Source organism: Kribbella sp. NPDC054772 (assembly GCF_053611945.1).
This window is the reverse complement of the sequence record NZ_JBSHBJ010000011.1, coordinates 64355-86455: the sequence shown is the minus strand read 5'-3', so window position 1 is coordinate 86455 and position 22101 is coordinate 64355. Positions and strand designations below refer to the sequence as shown.

Here is a 22101-nt window from a genome sequence, read left to right as displayed (position 1 = left end):
AGGACCGCCGCCCACGCGGCACGCCGCGTCGTCGGCGTTTCGCCCATCAGCCGCACCAGCTCCGGGGCGACGGTCAGCGACGCTGCCGCACCCGCCCCGAACACACGTTCACGACAGTAATGCGGGCCGGCGCCGGACGCGTGAGCGCAGCGCACCCCCGGTGCTCTACTCGCGACGGCTCCCGCTACCGGACCATCTCGACGCGGTCACCACCTCGACCGAGTGGATCCCGCTGTGAACCTGCTGGCCCTTGCCGCTCAGCCGGCGGTGAAGGTTGACGGGCCGGACGCGGCCCGATAGGTGGCAGCGGTTGCGGTTCTGCTGATGAGTACGGCGTTCGCCGGGGCGGCAACGTGTGCTGCGGGGGTCGCGAGTGGGACGACGACCGTGGGCTCGGTGCTCAAGGGCGTGGTGAGGGTCAGCTCGAGCCCGGCCGAGGTACGGCGCCAGCTGGACGTGATGCGGCCGCGGACGGTGTCGATCGAGGCAGTGATGTAGTCGAGACCTTCGGGTGTGCGCGGTGCGATGGTGACGGTCCGGTACGCCGGTGATGTCAACTGGATGCCGGCCAGCACGGTGTAGAGCGCGGCGTTAATACCGGCGAACATCGCGTGGTCGTGAGTGATCATGCCGGCGTCGTACGACCACTGCTCCCAGCCTGTGGTCGCGCCCTTGCCGATCTGGAACCCGAAACTCGGGTATGTGCGTTGCTGGAGGATCTGCATCGCAAGGTCCAGCCGGTCGATCACGGCCAGCGCGTCGACGAGATAGCGAGTGCCGAAGATGCCGGTGTCGAGATGGCCGGAGTTCTTGGTGGTGATGGTTTCGACCAGCTTCGCTCCGACGTCCTCGAGCCGATCGGCTGCGACGAGTCCGAGGGCCAGCGGGATCACACTGGTGCACTGTCTGCCGGAGCTGTAGGTGTTGTCGGTGTTCAGGAATTGCTTGTTGAAGGCCGACTTGATGGCTGCGGCCAATTGGTCGTAGCGAACGCGGTCCGCCTTCTGCCCGAGGGCGTTGGCCGCCTTGGCCAGATCGACCGTCTGCTGATACCACAGCGCGGTGTTCACCAGCGATACTTCGCTGAAACACTCCCCGGCGTTCGGGCTGCCCATCCCGCCGTTGGCCTCAGGCCCGTGATCCGGCGGGCACCAGTCCCCGAAGCCCTGGTCGCCGGGCCAGATGAGGCTCGGCTGGTCCTGTGCGTTCTTGTCCACAAAAGCCTTCATGGCCGGGTACGTCGCAGCCAGTGTGGCGCGATCGCCGTACTGCTCGTACAGATGCCAGGCCAGCGAGACCTGTCCCCCGGCCATGTCGGGGTACTGCGCCTTCACGGCGTCACTGGGTAGCGCGGTCCCGGGCGGCAGGTCGCGCAGGTACTTGGCGTAGAAGCGGTTCATCCCGAACTCACGGATCGCCGCGTCCCGGTACGCCTGGACGTCCATCGTCGGTGGCGTGCGCTCGTCGCGCACCGGTGTGTCGGTCGGCAGGCTCATCGAGTTGTTGAGGATCGCCCACCGGTTGTTCCGCCAGATCGTGTTCAGCAGCTCGTCGGAGGAGTGGAAGGCACCGGTCGAGGCCACGTCGGCATGGACTACTCGCCCTTCGACCGCGTTCCGGTCCGGGCGACCCGGATAACCGGTCACCTCCACATAGCGGAAGCCGTGGTACGTGAAGCGCGGCTCAAAGGTCTCCAGGCCGGCAGTGCCCTTCAGGATGTAGGTATCGGTCGCGGCGGCGCCACGGTTCGTCCGCCGGTCCAGCAGGCCGTCGGCGCCCAGCTCCTCGGCAGTCCGGAGACGGACCTCGGTACCCCGCGGGCCGCTGACGCGCAGCCGTGCCCAACCGGCGATGTTCTGGCCGAGGTCGTAGACGTAGACGCCTGGCTTCGGCTCGGTCAGACCGACCGGGCGCAGGGTCTGCGTAACGCGGAGGGCCGGCATGGTGTTCGCGGCCAGCACCGGGCTCGGCGCGGGCGTGGTGCGGACGGGCTCCCAGTCACCGGCGTCGAATCCGGGGCGGTCCCAACCCGGCCGTTCCGCGCGGGCGTCGTACGTCTCGCCGGCATAGATGTCGTTGGCAACGATCGGTCCCGTCGACCAGGTCCACGATCCGTCGGTGCCGACCGCCTGCGAGGTCCCATCGGCGTAGGTGATCGTGATCAGCGCGATGACTTGTTTCGGCCCGGTCCATCGGAAGCCGTACGGGTTGTACCGCGCCCCGTAGCCGTTGCCCAGCCAGATCCCCACGGTGTTCGCACCATGCTGTACGTCATTCGTGATGTCGTAGGTGTCGTACAGGTTGTGCCGCTCGTACGGCGTACTGGCCGGACTCAGCACCCAGTCACCGACCTTGGACCCGTTGAGCCGCAGCTCGTAGAAACCCACACCGTAGACAGTTGCCCTTGCGCGGACGATGCGCTTGCCGACGGCGAAGTCCTTCCGCAACATCGGCGCCTCGGGCCCGCGGGTCATCAGCACCGGATCGCCGGTGTCAGGCGTGATCCACTGGGCGCCCTGCCAGGCGGCGTCGTTCAGCAGGCCGGTCTCCCACCAGGCAATCTCCCTCGAGCCGGCACGACGGCCCCGGGTGTCCCAGACGTCGACGGTCCAGTAGTACCGCGTCGACGACGACACCGCGGGCCCGTCGTACCGGATGCCGATCGCCTCGTCGCTCGCGATCCGCCCGCTGTCCCAGACATCGGCACGCCCGTCCCGTAGCGGCGCGGGTTCCGTGGCGACCAGGATCCGGTACGCCGTCTGTTGCGTGCTGCCGGCGAGCTGCCAGCTCAGGGCCGGTGCCAGGTTGTCGATGCCGAGCGGATTCACCGCATTGTCCACCCGAAGCTCAGTCGCCCGCACCGCACCTGGCGGCGAGCCCGCGATCATCACCGGCGTCAGAATAGCAACGAGCAGTTGCCGGGCCATTCACCTCCCGAGGTCACACGCGGTGAGAGACGGGCTACCAGCGACCGCGTACCGCACCAGACGGCGTACCGAAGCAGAGTTGGCTGTGTGCCCATTCTTGCCAAATCGCGGCGTTCGTGGCGAGAACGGGCAATTCGTTTACGTGTGTCTTCCGGTGCTGCGTACCGGTTGGTGGCCGACACCGTCGGGAACGCCGAGCTCACGCCGTACTCGACGAGCACGTATACCCTCGTACGACGACGGGGCGACCTGGCAACGGCCGCAGCTGAAGGAGAGCAAGGGCAGCTGGGAGACGCGGCTGCAGGCGCCGCCGCGGCCGGGATGGTGTCGGTGCGGGTCATCGCCAAGCAGCGCAACGGCGGCGGCATCAGCCAGACAATCACCCGCGCCTTCGGCCTCAGATAATGCGGGCAGGCGACCGGTGCACACCGGTCGCCCGCAGTTGCTGTACTTGCGGCAATACATCCACAAGCGCTCCTCGCCGTGGGCGGCTCATGACCTCCTTGCGAACCGAGCAAGGCGACCACCGCTACCGAGAGCGTGAGGGCTGCCCTAGGGGGTCTTAGTCGCGGCCAGTGGCCGCGATCCGTTCGCGGAGCAGGTCGAGCTTCTCTGCGTTGGGCGTGCCTGGCTCGGCCCAGTTGAGCACGATGTGCAGGTCGGCGCACTCAATGGTGAGGATGTCGCAGTCCAGGGTGATCTCACCGAGCTCGGCATGCACGACCGTCTTGCGCGAGCGCCCGGTCGGGACGGTCTCGTAGCGGCTCCAGAGTTCGTCAAAGCGCGAGCGAAGTAGAGCCTGACGCCGTGGGAGGCGAGGTCGCGCGTGAGCTGGTCGAGCATGTCGGCCGCGGTGATGTCGATGAACGGAGTGGTCTCGCCGTCGAGCACCACGGCCCTCAACCCGGCTACGGCGAGGGCGCGGATGCTGTCACGGATGTGGTCGGCGTTGGCACGGTTTACGGGGTGACGATCGCGAAGCCGGGGTCGGGTTGATCAGTCAGACCGGCGATCATGGCGAAGATCTGTGGGTCACCGTCGAACTGGACGCCATCGGTTCCCGCACCGCCGAGCATGCCCAGCAGCTCCGGCTTGGTGAGGGTGATCACCAGGTCGGCGTCCTTGGTCTGGCTGGTCGGGAGGTGCGTGAGGACGCCGTTGGACAGCTCCATTCGGTACGTCTCGCCCGTGTCACTGAAGTGCCAGCGGATCGACGCCGTGGTGCCCCATGCGCGTTTGCCGTCGATGCGGATGGCCAGACTGTCGAAGAGCTGGGTGACGGTCAGAGCCGTCGCCATCCCGGCTGCGCTGACGGCCGCCGGCGTAACCCGACCACGAAGTTCTTGCGCGCCGGTGAGGAAGTTGTTGCGCCAGGTTCCGCATTCCGATCCGTAGCCCAGGCGGGTGAACACCTCGCCGAGCAGCATCTTGGCACCCGCATGGGCTGGGTCGGCGAACACGGCGTGACTGGCGAGCTCGGCCGCGAAGCGGAGGTCTCCGGAGTCAGCGAACTCGCGAACCCGCGCCATGGTCGCATCGATGCCCCCAATAGCCGCGACATAGCGGGCGGCAGCGGCCTCTGGCGGGTGCTGCCAGAGGTGGGCGGGATTGCCGTCGTACCAACCGAGGTAGCGCTGGTAGATCGCCTTCACGTTATGGCTGACTGAGCCGTAGTAGCCGTGGGTATGCCAGACCGCGTCCAGCTCGGGCGGCATCTCGATCATCTCGGCGATCTCGCTGCCCACGTAGCCCTGGTTCATCAGCCGCAGCGTCTGGTCGTGCAGGAACGCGTACAGGTCACGCTGTTGTCTCATCAGCGTGCGGATGTTGTCGGAGCCCCAGGTCGGCCAGTGATGGGACGCGAACGCCACGTCGCTGTCGTCGCCGAACAACTCGATGGCTTCGTTGATGTACCGCGACCAGCCGCGCGCGTCGCGTACCTCGGCACCGCGCAGCGTGAGCAGGTTGTGCAGATTGTGGGTGACGTTCTCGGCCAGACACAAGGTGCGCCGCTGCGGGAAGTGGAAGTTCATCTCGGCCGGCGCTTCGGTGCCGGGCGTCATCTGGAAGACGATCCGCACACCGTCGAGAGTCTCCTCCTGACCGGTACGGGTGATGTCCAGGGTGGGTGCGATCAGGCCGACCGCGCCGGTCGAGGTCCCAGGACCGAGGCCGACTCCGAGGGTTCCGGTCACGCTCACCGGCAGACCCATGCCGGTGTGGTACAGGCCACGGCGGAGCATCGCCGTACCGGCGTAGACGTTCTCCGACACTGCGTGCTCGAGGAATCCAGCCGGCGCGACGATGGGCACGTCCGTGTCCGCAGCCACCACACCGAGGACGCCGCCGAAGTGATCGATGTGCGAGTGCGTGTAGATCACCGCTCGCACCGGCCGATCGCCGCGGTGCTCTCGGTAGAGCGCCAGCCCGGCCGCCGACACCTCGGCGGACACCGCTGGATCGATCACGATCACGCCCGAATCGCCTTCGACGACGGTCATGTTCGACAGCTCGATGCCGCGAAGCTGGTAGATGCCCTCGGTCACTTCGAACAGGCCCTGGATCGAGGTCAGCTGACATTGCCGCCACAGGCTGGGATCCACGGTATCCGGACAGTCCCCGGCCGTCGCCTCGGTATAGGCATCAGCGTCATAGACCACCCTGCCGTCCGCGGCCTTGATCACTCCTGGCGTCAGTTGCGACACCAACCCACGCGTTGCGTTGTCGAAATCGGTGCGGTCGCTCATGTCCGCAGGCACGATCCGGACCTCCTCAGCAGAGGTGAACGTGTCCGCACCGACCCTGACAACCGACCAGGCAGTCCGCCTCATCCGAGGCGGATGAACACGAACGGCCCGCCGGGGTGGGCGCGGCGACCTTCCCTGTCGGCGCGTGCGCGGCGTTCGGGTCCTGCGCCGCTGGGGTGTCCGCGCCGCAGGTCGGCAGGGTCGACAGGCCCTGGGTCAGCGGGGTCCGGTTGGGCAGCGGTTTGCCGTTAGCAACCAGTGTGCTCTTCATCTGACACACGTCATCGGGGCTCGCGAGGGAGCACGATGTCCTGGTTCCACGCCTGCCGGCCGGTCCCAGCAGGACAAGCTCGATTGAAGCAGCGCCAGTACCAGACGTCGTTGCGCCTGCGCCGAAGATCGACGTCGGCCTTACCGCATTTCGGGCAGGTTGGCGGGTTCGCGAAAACCTCGGCGTGCTCGTGCTCGAGAATCTTGCGGGCGAAATGCGCGCCGCGGACGGTCACCATGATTTCGCGGGTCCAGCTTTGGGACAGGGCGTTCAGACTGCCGATCATCACCGTCTCCTCGTCCACCACGATGATCTTCTGGTGCATCATGTTCACCAGGATCGCGGAGTGGACGGCAGCGCGCAGTTCCGCCACCAGCTCCACAGCGGCTCGCTGTGTGGCGTCGCTCGGATCGCGGATGAAGACGACGATCCGGACGCCGCGCGCGGCGGCTTCCGTGAGATGCGGAACAAGCTGGCGAACGCGGTTGGCGACCCAGGGTGCCCAGATCCACAACGAGGCACGCGCCGTACGGATCGCATTGATGAAGGTCTCGAAGAACTCTCGCTCATCGTCGATATCGGTGATCTCGACGTGCCTCCCGAGGACCTCCCGCAGGCGTGATCCGAAAGGTCCCAGGGGGTCTGGGTCTGCGATGGTCCGGGGCGTGATCAATGCGGTTCCGGGCACCGTGCGATTGATCCGGTCCTTCAACTGAGCGAAAGCCGTTCCGGGGGCTGCCGCGGTGATCCGTTCGCGGCTACCTAGCAGATAGAGCCTGGTCTGGACACGGGTGATCGCGACGTTGAACAAGCGAAGCCCGTTCTGCTGCCACCCGTTGGTGCCGGAGCCGCGGCCTGCCTGTGCCATCCACAACGCTCTGCCGGCACTTCCCTCGACCAGGTCGAAGATCACGATCGGGAACTCCCGGCCCTGGAAACGGTGAGCCGTCCCCACCTCGGCCAGTGGGCCTCCGGTTCGCTCGACGTCGCGGAGCGCCTCGAGCGTCGCGGACGCCTGATCGCGGTACGGCGTCACCACACCTGTGGCCTCACCATTCTCTTCGTGCAGCTCGATCAGTGCCCGGGCAAGCAACGCGCCCGCGGGCCACCATCCCTTCGCGGCGCCTGTCCTGGTCGGTACGGCGAGTTCGCCCAGCCCGTCGGTGTCGATCAGCACGATCTCGGGATCGGCGCGGATGTCTCGCGCGGGCACCAGTGGCCCCGCCTCGAGCGCGCCGTCGTACGCGATCGCGTTGGCCAGGTCCATCACCGTGCGGCCGAAACGGTTCTGCGCCGTCAAGGTAATACACGAGGGGTGGGCCCTCGCCTTGGCCGGACTGACGATTCCGCAGTGCTCGAAGACATCGCGCTGCAGCCAGGTGACGATTTCTGGTTGCTTGCTCTTGCTGATGGCCTGCGGGAGTACGGCACCGAGCTGGAGGAAGTCACCAAGCAGGACCGCAGTTGACGATGCCCGCGAGACGGCCAGCAGGACCTCTGGCAGCGTTGCCGCCCCGACCTCGTCGACGAGAACAACGTCGTACCTGCCGTTGAGCACATGCTTGTTGGTCCGCGATCTGGCCAGTGTCGTAGCGACCAGCCGCGCCGTCGCGATGATCTCTCCCTCCGCATCGCGCGCCAGCCGCTCGAACTCCTCCTGAACAGCCTGGTACTGCGCCTCCAACTCGGCTGACCGCGGGCCGTCCACTTCCACGTGCCGTCGCAAGTGTTGCGCTTGGGTGTGCAGAACGGGCCGCCCGGCCGACTTCTCGGACCGAACGATCTCGTCAGCCCTTTGTGCGTCCTGCTGCCGCTCGACGGCCAACCGCAAGTGGCTGAAGGTCTCCTCTTTGATCCGGGTGAGCCGCTGAAGTTCCGGCGCGGCCGCACGTGCGCGGCTTTCCCGGTCCCGGATCACCTCGCTGCTGAACGGGATTCCGGACGCGATCGCCTGGGCTTGGTCGAGGAGAACACGTGACCGGCGATTGGCGACGTCACGAGCCGACAATGCCTTCGCTGCAAGGGTCGTCTGCTTCTCGGCCGCCAGTCGGAGATGTTCCGTCGTCGTGGCCAGTTCCTTGCGGGCTCGCCATTTCGAGATGCCCGAGAGACGTTCCAGCCCGCCCAGGCGACGCTCGACATCGCTACGCTCCTGATCGGCCATCAGAGCCGCTGCTTCGGCCTTGGTCGCCGCAACCTCGACCTGGTCCGCCTCTGCCCGGAGCTGCTGGACCTGTGTCCACAGGTGCCGGGAGTCGGCGACCTCGTCGAGCAGTTGCCGAGCCTGCCGGACCTCGCGAGCAGCGGCTTCCACATCGCCGGCCTGCTTCCGGCAGGCGGTCTCGGCGCTGAGCACCGCACTGCTCAACCCGGTCAGGTCGTCGTCGTGCCGGGCCAACAGTCGCCGCGCGCCGACGTACCGGTCGACGTCGAAGTCGGCGAGTTCCTTCTCCAGGGCGTCCAGCCGATCCTGACGTTCCTGAATGGCGACCAGTTCGTGCGAGATCGCCTGCCGCTTCGCCTCGATCGCCGTCAAGCGGTCCCGCACCAGCAGGGGCAGGGACACTGCCGCGTCCGCCGCGACCTCACGAAGCTGGGGCGGCCCGACTCGAAGGATTTCGCCGGCGGAGTGACCGCCCTCCCGCAGCACGCCGAGCAACGCGTTGTCCACGGCGATATTGGTCCCGGAGACCAGCAGGATCCGCTTGCCTTCGGCCAGCAGATCGCCGATCGCACGTGTGAGGACCATCGTCTTACCGGTCCCCGGTGGCCCCCAGACCAGAAAGAGACCCGACCCGAGGCAGGCCCGGTAGGTCTCCATCTGAGCCGGCAGAAATCCGGGCCGGCCCGCCGTCGAGGCCGGCCTGCCCCGCAGATTTCCATCAGCGAGCAAGGCAGTGAGGGGAGCGTCGCCGAGGTCGGCCAACCCGTCGCGCAGCGCCTCGATCAGGAAGGTCGTGGGCTGCCGCATCAGCCACAGGTGCGGGTCCTCGGGCCGAGCGAACTCGGCGACCCGGACTGTGAGTGTCGTCCCGCTCTGGGACACCTGCATCACAGCATGCCCGGAGTCGATGCTGGTTCGCTCCGGACCCGCCAGCTTCAGATCGTCGAGCTGGTCCGGTCCAAGCTCCGAACTCCGGACGTCGACGACGTACTCACCGTCGACCGCCGTCCGGATGGCACGCCCGATGCGCCGCCACGACGGCCGTCGCGAAGTGCCGCCCTCCAGGGCGATCCACTCCTCCACTGCCGCCACGACCTCATCGCTCCACCCCACCCCCCCCTCACCGAGAGTGATCGCTGTGTAGCAAACATCTCACAGTGAGCCCCCGACCGCCTGTCGAGGCCGCGTCGATCGGTGCGAGCCCACCCGGCGCAACCCAAGAACTTCGAAGGCTTCTCCTAGGTCGGCCGGTCAGCCGTGGACGGTGCGGTAGCGGTCGGCGGCGCCTGGGTGGAGTTTTAGTGGGCTGGTGCCGATGAGTGAGTTCGGGTCGAGGTAGTGGGCGCCGACCGCGGAGGCCGGCACGAGGCCTGCTGCGCGCTTGACGAGGACGTCGACGATCTTCGACGCGACCGCACGGGGGACGTCGGGTCGGCAGATCAGCAGGTTCGGTACGCCGATGGTGCTGATCTGTTCAACACCGCTGTAGGTGCCGGCCGGGATCTGCGCGCGCTGGTAGACCACGCCGTACGCCGTGCTCAGCGTGGACAGCCAGCGATCGAGAGGCAGCAGACGGATGGGTACCTGGGAGGAAAGATCTGACAGCCGCCGGGTCGGTACCCCACCGGACCAGAACATCGCGTCGATCCGCCCTGTGGCAAGCGCGTCGGTGGCGTCCGACAGACGGAGGTTGGCGATCACGGGCGCACGCTCGGCGTGCATGCCAGCTGCGAGGAGGAGCCGGTCCGTGGTCAGCGCGGCGCCGGCGCCTGGTGGCCCGGAGGAAACCCGCTTGCCGACGAGATCAGGCAACTGGCGGAAGGGTCCGGCCGCGCGGACCACGCACTGCAAATAGTTCTCGTACACCCTGCCGAGGGCGACGACCTCGCGAGACTGCGCCGCCGCATCGGCGAGGCATAGTGCCAAGTCTGCTTGCCTGAGATGGAGGAGCTCGAGGTTCTGCAGGCTGCCCTCGGTCGACCGCACCTCGACGGCCCGGGCGACCTTTGCGGCCGTCAGCTGGGTGGCGAGGAGCTGTGCGAACTCCAGGTAGAACCCGCCACGTTCGCCGCCGGCCACCACCAGCCGGTCCAGGAGAGGGCGGTCAGAGCTGCACCCAACGACTGACGACGCCAGTCCTGCAGCTAGCAGAGCCCGCCGGGACAAGCGCAGCATCTTCTGCCCACTGCGTACGTCGTCGCTCATGCCGCCGTCCGCAGGTCGACGTGAACCGCCAGGCCGTGTGGCGTCACCGCCTCGATCGTGAGCGTCCCACCGGCGGCGCTCACCAGTTGATCGACGATCGCCAAACCGAGGCCACTGCCTCGCGACGACTGATGCTGGTCGGCGCGCCAGAACCGCTGCGATGCCAACTCACGTTGCTCCTGGGGAAGCCCTGGCCCGTCGTCGACGACACTCAGCCGTACGCCGTCCGCACCTGACTGCTCGATCCGGACGATCACCTGCGCTCCGTCGCCGGCGTACTTGATTGCGTTGTCGACGAGAGCGCCGACGATCTGTCGTAGGTCAATCTCGCTGATCGCCACAGGCGGTACGACGGCGAGCTCGGCGGCCAGGTCCACACTGTTCTCGGCAGCGAGCAGCCGCCACGCTCCCACTTCACCCGGCAGTACCTCGGACACCACCGACTGGCCGGCCACAGCAACCGGCCGCCGGCTCTCGGCCTCGGCAAGCCTGAGCAGATCGTTGAGCAGCGCTTCGAGCCGATCAAGGTCCTGCTGTATGCCGGCGAACCGCGGGCTGGACGGATCGCGGAGCTCCGAAGCCAGCGCGTCGAGCCGGAGGCGGACGGCGGCCAGCGGGTTTCGCAACTGGTGCGACGAGTCGGCCACCATCCGGCGCTGCATCTCCAGAGATCGTGTGACCGTGGCCGCCATGTCGGCGAACGATCGCGTCAGATGGCGCAGCTCCGGCGGGCCGGACAGCATGACAGCTGGACCAGTCGTCGGTGTTTCGGCAAGGCCGACGACGGCCTCCTCGAGCCGCCGGACCGGAAGGACCACCCAGCGGGTCAGCAGGATCGCGAGCTCGAGGAGGAGCAGCTCGGCGGCGATCGCCCCGGTCACGATCAGAGCCCAGTCGCGACGTACGCCGGAGATCGCCCGGCCGGCGTCGACTCGCAGTACAACTGCGCCGGCCAACTCATGGGGGTTGCCGACGGGACGGGCCAGCAGATGCCGTGGCTCGCTCCACGGCCGCACCGGGTCGAGGGTCGTCTGCGCAAGGTTCCGCGACGCGGAGGCCAGGGTCTCTCGCACACCCGGATCGTTGAGGTCCAGCGAGCCCGTTGACATGACAGGGTGTCCGCTCGGGCCCACCAGCAGCAGGTCTTCGCCGTACACCTCGGTCATCCGGGACGCTTCCGCCTGCACGGTGGCCAGGTCGCCGGCATCCTTCATCTCTCTGGCCAGTGCGGCAAGCCGGTCGAGTGTTGCGACGCGGCTGAGCAACAGCGCCTGCGTTCGGGCCTGAGAGGTGGTCACGAGCAACGGCAGAACCAACCCGGCAACCGCGACGATCGAGAACACCGTCAGCACGATCAAGACTCGCGTTCTCATGCGCCGAGCCGGTATCCGAAACCCCGGATGGTGGTGATCAGGCCGGGACTGCCGAGTTTGACGCGGAGCTGCGCAAGATGGACATCGAGCGCCCGCGAGCTCGCCAGGAAGGCATCGCCCCACAACTCGTCAAGGATCACCTCGCGGCTCACAGCGGCACCCGCTCGGCGCGCCAGCGCCCCGAGCAGGTCGAACTCCTTCGGAGTCAGCGCGATCTCCCGCTCGCTGACCCTGACGCGTCGAGCGGTCAGGTCGATCACGACGTCACCCACCTCGACCACCCCGGCCGGCAGGGAGCTCCGGGCACGACGGGTGACCACGACGTCGATCCGGGCCAGAAGCTCGCCCAACCGCACAGGCTTCACCAGATAGTCGTCCGCGCCGAGCCGCAGGCCGCGCACCACCGACCGCTCGTCGCCGCGCGCGGTGACGACCACCAGCGGTACTTCGCTGACCTGGCGCAGCTTTCGCAGTACGTCCAGCCCATCTCCGTCGGGCAGGCCGAGGTCCAGCAACACGACATCGGCCGAGCTGTGCCGAAGCAGTACGTCGGCGCCTCTGGAGACCCGATGTGGTTGGTGTCCATGCGCGCCGAGGACGTCGACCAGCGCCGCACCGACGCTGTCGTCGTCCTCGGCGATCAATATCCGCACGACGTCAATGTCGTGACAACCGCCGTACTGCACAACCCCGAGCGCCGAATCCTTACGTGGCCTTGAGCACAACCGCTGGACTGCAGACGCGCACGTCTGTTGTCGGTACGCGCAGGATCGTGGAGGACTGCGTGGACGCGACAGCGCCAGACCGTGTTCCTTGGCACGGAGGACTCAGTACTCCTTCGTCGCCCCGTGGAGGCCGTCATGCCGTCTCGAACTCTTCAACGCCCGCGTATGGCCGGTTGGTTGGCGGTGGCGATGAGCAGTGTCCTCGCCCTTCTCGGAAGTCTGCTGGTCGTCATCGCCTCGACGCCGGCTGAAGCCGCGACGGTGATGGGCGAGGCACAGGCGCGGGATGTCGCCGCCAGGACAGGGCGCCAGGTCGAGGTCGACACGCTGACCACCGAGACAGGGCAGGTGCTCGCCAATCCGGACGGTTCGTTCACCCGGCACGAGTCGGCGTTGCCGGTACGGGTACGCCGCTCGTCCGGGTGGGTGCCGGTGGATATGACGTTGCGGGCCGGAACGGACGGAACGGTGGCGCCTGTTGCCGCCCCGCTCGATCTGGCGTTCTCCGGGGGTGGCCAGACGCCTCTGGTGCGGCTTCGCCGGGACGGGCGTGAGCTGGCTGTCAGCTGGCCGGGCGCACTCCCCCAGCCGGTGTTGTCCGGCGACACCGCGACCTACCGGGAGGTCTTCCCCGGCGTCGACCTCGTCCTGACTGCCTCGACGACCGGTCTGTCGCAGATCCTGGTGGTCAAGAACGCGGCGGCCGCGGCGAACCCGGCGCTCGGATCGCTGCCGTATCGCCTGACAACCAAGGGTTTGGTGGCTCATGCCACGGCGGCCGGTCTGACCGCGACGGATCCGGCCGGCGAGGTCGTGTTCAGTGGACCCGCGCCGTACATGTGGGATTCCTCCGGTCACGGGTCCGCCGTACAGCCCGGTGGCCGGGTCACGGCAGTCGGTGCCCGGGTCGCCGGGGATCAGCTGTCGCTCGTGCCGGATCGGGCGTTCCTGACCGGCAAGACCACCCGGTTCCCGGTCTACATCGACCCGTCGTGGTCCGGCGTCAAGCAGGCTTGGACCCAGGTGTGGAGCAATTACCCGACTACGTCGTTCTACAACGGGGCGAACCTCGGGACTTCGGAGAAAGTCGCCCGGGTGGGCTACGACAGCACGGACAAGAAGCGCACCCGCTCGTTCTTCCAGTTCGACACCAGCGGCGTGAAGTACAAGCACATCCTCAAGGCCACGCTGCAGACCTCCTCGAACTGGTCGTGGTCGTGCACGGTGCGCGAGGTACAGGTCTGGGCGACGAACCCGATCTCCTCGGCGACCACCTGGAAGAACCAGCCGACCTGGGCGTACCAGATGGAGAAGAAGAGCTTCGCGAAGGGCTTCTCGTCGTCCAGTTGCCCGGCCGGCGGGGTGGAGTTCAATGTGACCAGCCAGGTCACGAACGCCGCGGCCAACGGTTGGTCCAACGTCACGCAGGGACTTCGGTCGTCGACGTGGGCGGAGAGCAACAACGATCCGTACTCGTGGAAGAAGTTCGCCAACAACCCGAGCATCACCATCGACTACAACACGATTCCTGACAACCCGGCCAACCTCACGACCGAAGGCTCGGCGTCGTGTGTCACGGGCCCCGAGCGGTTGGTCGTGTCCACGGTGACGCCGACGCTCCGAGCGACTCTCCAAGACGCCGACAACTCGGTCCAGGCGCACTTCGAGTGGTGGACGGTCGACGGTTCGGCCCCGGTCGGCGAGTACGTCTCGCCGACAGTCGCCGGCGCGACGCCGACGGTCGTGGCGACCACTGTTCCATCGGGTGCCTTCGGCAACGGTGCGGTCGGCAAGTGGCGGGTACGGGCGGAAGACGGCATCGACGTCAGCGCGTGGAGTCCGTGGTGTGAGTTCGCCGTGGACGCCACCGTGCCCGATGCGCCGACGGCGGTGTCGTCGGGGTTCCCGGACAACGGGGCCGGTGACGCGGTGATGGGGACGAGCCTGCCGGTGACGTTCGGCGCCAACGGCGAGTCCGATGTCGTCAGGTACGAGTACGCCCTGAACGCGACCTCGACTGCGCTGAACCTGACCGCGACGCCGTCGGAGCCGGGTGGCGAGGTGACGGTTTCGGTCGTGCCGGATCGGTACGTGAACTGGGTGCATGTCCGCTCGGTCGATGCCGGGGGCAACCGTTCCGCGGTGGTGACGGCGGTGTTCTACGCAGGCCCGGCGCCCGGCCCGGTGGCGGACTGGGGGCTGGACGAGACCGGTGACGGCACGGTGGCGATCGACTCCGGGCCGGGAGGACACGGCGCCTCCCTGGGTGGCGGCGCGTCCTGGGGCGACGGCAGGCAAGGCGGTTCCTTGACGCTCAACGGCACCACGGGGTACGCCGCGACGAGCGGGGCGGTGGTCAACACACTGAACTCGTTCTCCGTGTCGGGCTGGGTGCGGCTGACCGACACGTCGCGCAACTCGGTGATCGCCACCCAGGTCGGGAACCAGGCCGGCGCCTTCACGCTGTACTACTCGAGCTCGTACAAGCGGTGGATCTTCAACCGCACCTCGGCCGACGTCGCCTCGCCGACCTACGTTCGGGCGATCTCCACCACGGTGCCCGCGGCGGACGGCAGGTGGGTCCACCTGACCGGTGTGTACGACGCTCCGAACGCCCAGATCCGCCTGTACGTCAACGGCGTTCTCGAGGCCACCACGGCGTACACCACACCGTGGAGCGCGGCCGGCTCATTCCAGATCGGGCGGTCGAAGGTCAACGGCGTCTACGGCGAGTACTGGCCGGGCGACCTGGACCAGCTCCAGGTGCACAACCGGGTGTTGCTGCCCGGCGAGATCCAGCAGGTGGCCAGGCGCGACGGTCACTGGCAGATGGACGAGAGCTCCGGTACGACGGCCGGGGACGCCGCCGGGGCGCATCCGGCCAGTTGGTCGGCCAGCGGTGTGTCACGCGTGGCCGGGAAGACCGGCAACGCGGTGCAGTTGAACGGCAGCACCGGTGTGGTGACGGCGTCAGGGCCGGCGGTCCGCACCGACGGCAGCTTCACGGTGGCCGCCTGGGTGAAGCCGTCCACGGTCGGCAAGAACGAAGTCGTGATCAGTCAGGACGGTTCGCAGGTGAGCGGTTTCAGCCTGGGATACGTCTGGGACGACCTGTACGGCGGTTACCGCTGGTCGGTGGCAATGCCGGTCGCGGACTCGGCGTCGGCGGAGGTGCACACGGCGGTCGGCCCGTTCGACGAGCCGGTCGCCGGTGGCTGGACACACGTCGCCGGGGTGTACGACGCGAAGGATCAGATGCTGCGGCTGTACGTCGGCGGCCAGTTCGTCGCCGAGACGTATCACCGCAGTGCGTGGAACGCGACCGGGGCGGCACGCTTCGGCGCGAGGTGGACGTCGGCGGCCGGCCTCGGTGACTTCTTCACCGGCGCCATCGACGACGTCCAGATGTATTCCGGTGTGCTCACGGATCAGCAGATCGCCGACCTGTACTTGCCGTCCCAGCAGTAACCCACTCGTGGTCACAGAGTTCCGCCCCGCTCGATGAAAGGAGTGGCGCCATGCTGGTGCCGTTCACCGGAATAATCACGGCCGTCGCGCTCGCTGCCGGCGGCCTGGTCGCCGCGCCGACCGCGTACGCCGATGTTGGTACGTCGAACGCGTGGCGGCCCGCCGCGCAGTCCGAGTTCTCGGTACCGGGGCGCGATTCCGCGCCGAAGTCACGTCCGGCCGATCCGAAGGCAGCGTCGGTGCTGCAGCAACCTCCAAAGGTGAGTCGACCAGAGGCGGGTGAGGCGGAGGTGTCGCTCCCCCGCGACGGCACCACGACACAGGCCGGCCGGTTGCCGGTTCGGGTCGGCGCGACGCGGGTTCAGGGCGCTGCGTTGACGGACGTGAACCGCGTACGCGTCCAGGTTCACGACCGTTCGGCTGCCGAAATGCTGGGCGTTTCGGGGCTGCTGTTCAGCATCGGTCGCGCCGACCAAGTTGCGAGCAGTGGCCAGGTGAAGGTCGAGGTGGACTACTCGGCGTTCCGTTCGGCGTACGGCGGTGACTGGGCAAGCCGGCTGCGGCTCGTCCGGCTGCCGGCGTGTGCGCTGACCACTCCGGACAAGGCCGGGTGCTCGAACGGGCAGGTGCTGAAGTCCAGTGTCACCGGCGACAACCGGATCGCTGCCGAGGTCGCTGCCTCGAGTGCGGAGACGGTGCTGGCGTTGACGTCGGCACCGTCAGGCAGCGCGGGTAGCTACAAGCCGACCGCGTTGTCGGCGTCGGCGTCCTGGAACGCGGGCGGCTCGTCAGGTGCGTTCACCTGGGGCTACTCGATGGATAGCCCGGACAGTTTCGGCGGCCCGGAACCGGATCTTGATCTCGGCTATTCGTCGGGTGACATCGACGGCCGGGTGGCGTCGACGAACAACCAGTCGTCGTGGGTCGGGGAAGGCTGGGGCCTGGACGAGGGGTTCGTCGAGCGCCGGTACTCGTCGTGCGCGGATGAGGTGACGACGATACCGAAGCCCCAGGACCTGTGCTGGGAGACCGACAACGCCTACCTGGTGTTGGGTGGGACCGCGTCCGAAATCGTCCATGACGACGCCACCGGTGCCTGGAAGCTGCGGGACGACGACGGTTCGCGGCTGGAGCGGTTGACCGGTGGAGTGAACGGCGACAACGACGGCGAGCACTGGCGGCTGACGTCACTGGACGGCACGCAGTACTACTTCGGACTGAACCGGCTGCCGGGATGGGCCGCGGGTAACGAGGAGACCGGGTCGGTCTGGACGGCGCCGGTGTTCGGCAACGACACGGGCGAGCCGTGTCACGGGGCGTCGTTCGCGTCGTCGTACTGCACGCAGGCGTGGCGCTGGAACCTGGACTACGTGGTCGACCCGAACGGCAACGCGATGTCGTACTTCTACGGCAGCGAGACGAACTACTACGGCCGGAACCTGACCGCGACCGCCGGCACCCAGTACGTGCGCGGTGGGTACCTGAAGCGGATCGACTACGGCCAGCGGTCCACGTCGATGTATTCAGCGCCCGCTCCGATGCGGGTGTCGTTCACTGTGGACGAGCGCTGCGCGGCGGGTGCGACCTGCGGCACCGGCGACATCACGTCGGCCACTGCCGCGAACTGGCCGGACGTGCCGTACGACCAGAACTGTTCAGCGGGTGCGAAGTGCACGGGGTTGTATTCGCCGACGTTCTGGACGCGCAAGCGGTTGGCGTCGGTGACGACCCAGCTGTGGGTGTCCGGGACGACGTACCGGGATGCGACGTCGTGGGCGTTGGGCTATGAGTTCCGTGATCCTGGTGACGGAACATCGCCGGCGTTGTGGCTGGCGTCGATCACCGCGACCGGCAAGGTCGGCGGGATCGCGTCGCTTCCCTCGGTGTCGTTCCAGGGTGTGCAGCTGGCCAACCGGGTGGACGCCGCCGAGGGGATTCCGCCGATGTACAAGTGGCGGTTGACCGACGTGTACGACGAGGCCGGCGGGCACACCCACGTCAACTACTCGGCGCCGGAGTGTACGGCGGGTTCGTTGCCGGCTCCGGATCAGAACACGAAGCGGTGTTTCCCGCAGTACTGGCAGGCCGACGGGTCGGACTCGTTGACGCGGGACTGGTTCCACAAATACGTGCCGGTCCAGGTGCTGGAGGATGACCAGGCCGGTGTGGCCGGGACCGAGCGCACCGACTACGAGTACGTCGGCGGCGGCGCGTGGCACTACGACGACAACGAGCTGACGCCGGCGAAGTACCGCACGTGGGGACAGTGGCGCGGCTACGGCCAGGTCCGGGAGCTCCACGGCAACCCCGGCGAGACGCGCTCCCAGGAGGAGAACCTGTACCTGCGCGGCATGGACGGCGACAAGCTCGCGAACGGCAGTACCCGCTCGGTGACCGTCACCGACTCCCTGGGCGGCACGATCGCCGATCACCCCGCGCTGGCCGGGTTCCAACGCGAGTCCCTCATTTACACCGAGGCAGGCGGCAGCGTGCTCGAGGGCGAGATCACCGACCCGTTGATCTCCTCCCCCACCGCCACCCAGGTCACCCGCAACGGCACGCTCAAGGCCTACATGGTCAACGAGGCCGCCGAACGGTCCCGCGAGGCGCTGTCGTCCGGCGGATGGCGCAACACCGAGACCCGCACCACCTACGACTCCTACGGACTCGCGGTCGAGGAGAACGACCTCGGCGACACCGCCAAGACCGGCGACGAGGAATGCACCCGCACCACGTACGCGCGCAACGTCTCGTCGTGGTTGATCGATTTCGAGGCCCGCGAACAGGCCGTGTCCGTGGCCTGCACCGCGACACCGTCGTACCCGGCCGACGCGGTGTCGGACGACCTGACCTACTACGACGGATCCACCACTCTGGGTGCGGCGCCGACCAAGGGCAACGAGACCCTCAGCAAGGAACTCGCCTCCTACTCCGGCACGACACCGGTCTACACCCAGGAGGGACGCACGGTCTACGACTCCTACGGCCGGCCGATCGAGACCTACGACCAACTGGACCGCAAGTCGTCGGCCACCTATACGCCGGCCAGTGGCGCGGCCGTCACCGATATCACCGTGACCAACCCGGCCGGGCATGTGACCACGACGACCGTCGAGCCTGCGTTCGGTGAGTCGGTCGCCGAGATCGACCAGAACGGGCGGCGTACCGACACGACGCGGGACCCGCTCGGCCGGATCACCGCGGTGTGGCTGCCGGACCGGTCCAAGGCGGCCGGAAAGACCCCGAACACCAAGTACTCCTACCTCATCCGGCAGGACGCGCCGTCGGTGATCACCACCGAGGAGGTGCGCGACGACGGCACCTACGAGGCCAGCTACGACCTGTACGACGGGCAGTTGCGCGAACGGCAGACGCAGGACCCCGCGGCCGACGGCGGCCGGGTCGTGACCGACACGTTCTACGACGCACGCGGCCTGGAGGTGAAGTCCAACGGCTCGTACTGGAACAACGGCACCGCCGGTACGACGTTGCTCACAGGGGTGACCGACGCGTCCGTGCCCGGCCAGGACGTGACCATCTACGACGGCGCCGAACGCGAGACGGTGGAGATCTTCCGCTCGCACGGGTTCGAGAAGTGGCGCACGACCACCACCTACGGCGGCGACCGCACCAGCGTGGACCCGCCAGACGGCGACACGGCCACCACGTCCATCACCGATGCCGACGACGCGGTCGTAGAGCTGCGCCAGTACACCGGCGGCTCACCCACCGGTCCCTACGATGCGACCACCTACACCTACAACAACCGTGGCGACATGGTCGCCACGACCGACCCGGCGGGCAACACCTGGAACACCACCTACGACCTGCGCGGCCGGGTCACCAAACGCGAAGACCCCGACACCGGGACGAGCAGTTTCACGTACGACAACGCCGGCCAGATCCTCACCAGCACCGACGCGCGCGGCACCACGCTCGCTTATACGTACGACGGTCTGGGACGCCGTACCGGCATGTACGACGGGTCCACCTCCGGCACCAAACGTGCTCAGTGGACCTACGACACACTCGTCACGGGCACGAGCGTCAAGGGCATGCTCGCGACCTCGACCCGCTTCGTGAACGGCAACGCCTACACCAAGTCGGTCGATGCCTACGACATCCGGTACCGGCCGCTGACCAGCACAGTCACGATTCCCACGTCCGAGGGCGCGTTGGCCGGGTCGTACAAGACCAACACCGGCTACACCGCCACCGGGCTGCCGTCGCTGGTGTCCTACCCGGCAGCGGGTGGGCTCGCGGCCGAGACGCTGCGGTACGGCTACGACACGGCCGGTCGGTTGCAGACCGCGAGCAGTGGTCTCGGCACGATGCTCACCGCGGCGACATACACGCCCTACGACGAGGTCGCCCAGTCGACCCTGTCAGCCGCGGCCGGCAAGCAGGTCGTCCACACCGCGTTCTACGACGACGCGACCCGGAACCTGGACCGGGTCATGGTCGACCGCTCCACTGCCCCTGAACACCTGGCGGACGTGAAGTACACCTACGACCCGGCGGGCAACATCACCAAGATCGCCGACACACCTCAAGACGGTGTGAGTGATGTCCAGTGCTTCAGCTACGACTACCTGCGCCGCCTCACCGAGGCATGGACCCCTGCCGCCGACTGCGCCGCCCAACCCAGCGCCACCGCGTTGGCCGGAGCCGCGCCGTACTGGCAGGGCTGGACCTACGACAAGACCGGCAACCGGCTCAGCGAAACCAACCACGACCCGGTCACCGGCGCCGCCACCACCTCCAACTACACCTACCCAGCCGCCGGAGGGCCCCGACCGCACGCGCTTGGCGGCGTCGCCACCGGCACCCGGACCGACACCTTCACCTACGATGCCGTGGGCAACACCACTGCCCGCAACGTCGCCGGGAAGGCCCAGACGCTCACCTGGGACGCCGAAGGCAATCTGGCGACCCTCACCGAGAACGGCAAGGCCACCAGCTACCTGTACGACGCCGACGGTGAGCGGCTCATCGCCCGCGACACCGCCGGCAGCACCCTCTACCTCGACAACTCCGAAGTCCACCTCAGCCCCGCCGGCACAGTGACAGCCACCCGCTACTACGACCTCGGCGCCCCCAGCGCCGTCCGCAACGAGTCGGGTCTGACCTTCACCGTTGCCGACCACAACGGCACCAACACCCTTTCGGTCAACGCCACCGACCTCAGCCAGGAGCAGCGCCGCTTCACCCCGTTCGGCGTCGACCGCGGCACCAAGCCCGCGACCTGGCCCGACCAACACGGGTACGTCGACGGCGTCGACGACCCCACCGGGCTCACCCATCTCGGCGCCCGCGAATACGACTCCGCCCGCGGACGCTTCATCTCCACCGACCCCGTCGCCGACTTCGACAACCCGCAACAGCTCAACGGCTACGCGTACGCCGACAACACCCCGATCACGGCCAGCGACCCCGACGGCCAGTGGCGCGTCCTGCCCGGCGGCCACTACTGCGACGGCTGCGGCGGCTACAACCACGCCCCCAAGAAGAAGAAAGCCAAGAAGCACAAGAAGGCCACCAAGAAGGCCGCCCCCCACTACTGCGATGGCTGCGACTACCAGCGCTACCTCGCGAAGAAGAAAAAGGAGAAGATCGCCGCGGCCAAGCGGGCCGCCAAGAAGGCCGCCGCCAAGAAGGCGCGTGAGAAGGCGGCCAAGCTCAAGAAGAAGAAGGCGAAGAAACACGCCAAGAAGCCCAAGAAGAAGGAACACCGCAAGGCGAAACACCGCCCCAAGAAGAAGGGGAACTCCATCCTCGGCGGCGAGGCCTGGGCACAGGTGAAGGTGGCCGGCGCCGGCTTCGCGGTCTGCCGGTTCATCCGGGGCACCCCGGCGAACACCTGCGCCGTCCTCGGCTCGGCGCTCGCGAAGGGGGAGGCCGACGGTGGCCAGTGGCACGCCGTCAAGTGGTACGTCTACGCCCGTGGAACCTGGACCCTCTACCGGGTCGGCGAGATCTGGAAGAAGGGCGGCGTCACCCCGCGGGGACAGCTCGGCAAGGTCAAGGGCGAGTTCAGAGCCGATGGAAAGGCCTTCAGACGAGGCCTCGGCCTCTGGTTGCTCTACGACATGCTCGGTGGAGACACCCGCTCTCCACATCGCAACGACAAGCCCAAGCAGAAGACGAAGTGCGTGGTCTCGTGGAAGGCCTGGGGGCACAACATCTTCAGTATCTGCTGAAATCTGAACCCGAGTTCTCCT

General features: G+C 67.7%; 9 protein-coding genes and 2 pseudogenes. 3 read left to right on the top strand and 8 right to left on the bottom strand.

Features of this window, described 5'->3' with window-relative positions; genetic code table 11:
- Positions 1–257 precede the first annotated feature (257 nt).
- Entirely contained in the window at positions 258–2927 is a 2670-nt protein-coding gene (locus tag ACWGID_RS19615) for a family 78 glycoside hydrolase catalytic domain (protein WP_452198414.1), read from the bottom strand.
- A gap of 144 nt (positions 2928–3071) precedes the next feature.
- Here ACWGID_RS19615 and ACWGID_RS19610 point away from each other — a divergent pair, with 144 nt between their 5' ends.
- On the top strand, positions 3072–3332 hold the full coding sequence (locus tag ACWGID_RS19610; RefSeq protein WP_452198412.1) for a hypothetical protein: 261 nt from the start codon (positions 3072–3074) through the stop codon (positions 3330–3332).
- A 157-nt stretch (positions 3333–3489) separates the two neighbouring features.
- Here the strand turns inward: ACWGID_RS19610 and ACWGID_RS19605 are convergent.
- The 7 genes and pseudogenes from ACWGID_RS19605 to ACWGID_RS19575 all read right to left on the bottom strand — a co-directional run.
- Positions 3490–3693, bottom strand: a pseudogene (locus ACWGID_RS19605) (MmyB family transcriptional regulator); the annotation flags it as partial.
- 77 nt (positions 3694–3770) lie between these two features.
- Positions 3771–3854, bottom strand: a pseudogene (locus tag ACWGID_RS19600) (hypothetical protein); the annotation flags it as partial.
- Between the two features lie 32 nt (positions 3855–3886).
- Positions 3887–5758, bottom strand: coding sequence for an alkyl/aryl-sulfatase (locus ACWGID_RS19595; RefSeq protein ID WP_452198410.1), 1872 nt, complete (start codon positions 5756–5758; stop codon positions 3887–3889).
- A 197-nt stretch (positions 5759–5955) separates the two neighbouring features.
- A complete protein-coding gene (locus ACWGID_RS19590; RefSeq protein ID WP_452198408.1) occupies positions 5956–9201 on the bottom strand; it encodes an AAA domain-containing protein in 3246 nt (1081 codons plus the stop codon).
- Between the two features lie 159 nt (positions 9202–9360).
- Entirely contained in the window at positions 9361–10314 is a 954-nt protein-coding gene (locus tag ACWGID_RS19585) for a TAXI family TRAP transporter solute-binding subunit (RefSeq protein WP_452198406.1), read from the bottom strand.
- Positions 10311–11687, bottom strand: coding sequence for a sensor histidine kinase (locus ACWGID_RS19580; RefSeq protein WP_452198405.1), 1377 nt, complete (start codon positions 11685–11687; stop codon positions 10311–10313). The genes ACWGID_RS19585 and ACWGID_RS19580 overlap by 4 nt, the downstream gene beginning before the upstream one ends.
- A complete protein-coding gene (locus tag ACWGID_RS19575) occupies positions 11684–12340 on the bottom strand; it encodes a response regulator transcription factor (RefSeq protein ID WP_452198403.1) in 657 nt (218 codons plus the stop codon). The genes ACWGID_RS19580 and ACWGID_RS19575 overlap by 4 nt, the downstream gene beginning before the upstream one ends.
- 261 nt (positions 12341–12601) lie before the next feature.
- On the opposite strand from ACWGID_RS19575, the gene ACWGID_RS19570 reads away from it, so the two are divergent.
- The gene (locus tag ACWGID_RS19570; RefSeq protein ID WP_452198401.1) at positions 12602–15880 is read left to right on the top strand and encodes a LamG-like jellyroll fold domain-containing protein; all 3279 of its coding nucleotides are present in this window, start codon (positions 12602–12604) and stop codon (positions 15878–15880) included.
- Between the two features lie 50 nt (positions 15881–15930).
- The gene (locus ACWGID_RS19565; RefSeq protein ID WP_452198399.1) at positions 15931–22080 is read left to right on the top strand and encodes an RHS repeat-associated core domain-containing protein; all 6150 of its coding nucleotides are present in this window, start codon (positions 15931–15933) and stop codon (positions 22078–22080) included.
- The last annotated feature ends 21 nt before the right edge of the window (positions 22081–22101 follow it).